Raw genomic sequence first — 848 nt, forward strand, 5'->3', positions numbered from 1 at the left:
GTGTGGGGTCAGTGTTGGAGGGTGAGGAGGCCGGGGCGCCAGGGGAGTTGGTCGTAGGAGCCGCCTGCGTTGGGGTTCTTGCCCTGGTAGAGGAGTTGGAGGTTGCAGGGGTCGATGGTCATGGTCTGGTCGGGGTTGTTGCGGACCAGGTCGCCGTGGCTGATGTCGTTGGTCCAGGTGGCGCCGCTGTTGGCCTTGCCGGCGAAGGGGTTGCTCTCGCTGGCGGCGTTGGGGGTCCAGGATCCGCTGAGGCTGGTGGCGGTGAAGGAGCGGAAGTAGCGTCCGCCGGAGCCCATGGCTTCGACGATCATGAGGTACTGGTTCTGGTTCTGGACCTTGTAGACCTGGACGGCTTCGAACAGGTTGGCCTGGGAGTCGCTCATGACGGTGGTGTAGTTGGAGCCGAAGTTCCCGGGGAAGTTCCCGATGGGCATGCTGGCGCGGTAGATCTTGCCGTTGTCGCCGGCGAAGAACAGGTACATGTTCTGGCCGTCACCGATGAGGGTCTGGTCGATGGGGCCGGTGCCGGAGCCGGAGATGCTGCCGGTGAACAGGGCCTGGGGCGCGGACCAGCCGTTGGGGTTGGTGGGGTCGGAGGAGGTGCGGTACATGAACGGTGACGGGCCCCACTGGTAGGCCAGGACCCAGATGTTCTTGGGGGCGAAGTAGAACAGGGTGGGTGCGACGGTGCCCTGGTTCATGCCGGTCTGGCCGGCGGAGGCCATGTCGGACCAGTTGGTGAAGGGGGCGAAGGCCATGGATCCGTAGGAGGAGCCGTTGACGTTGGAGGCGTAGACCAGGTGCTTGCCGTTGTAGACGACGTTGGTGAAGTCCTTCAGCGACACCCA

Annotated in this window: 1 protein-coding gene; it reads right to left on the bottom strand. The window is 64.6% G+C overall.

From position 1 onward, the window contains the following. Positions 1-8 precede the first annotated feature (8 nt). On the bottom strand, positions 9-848 hold an 840-nt coding region (locus tag JT723_RS34640), incomplete at its 5' end, for a non-reducing end alpha-L-arabinofuranosidase family hydrolase (protein ID WP_205048879.1).

This window comes from Actinacidiphila bryophytorum (genome assembly GCF_016916835.1).
GTDB lineage: Bacteria > Actinomycetota > Actinomycetes > Streptomycetales > Streptomycetaceae > Actinacidiphila > Actinacidiphila bryophytorum.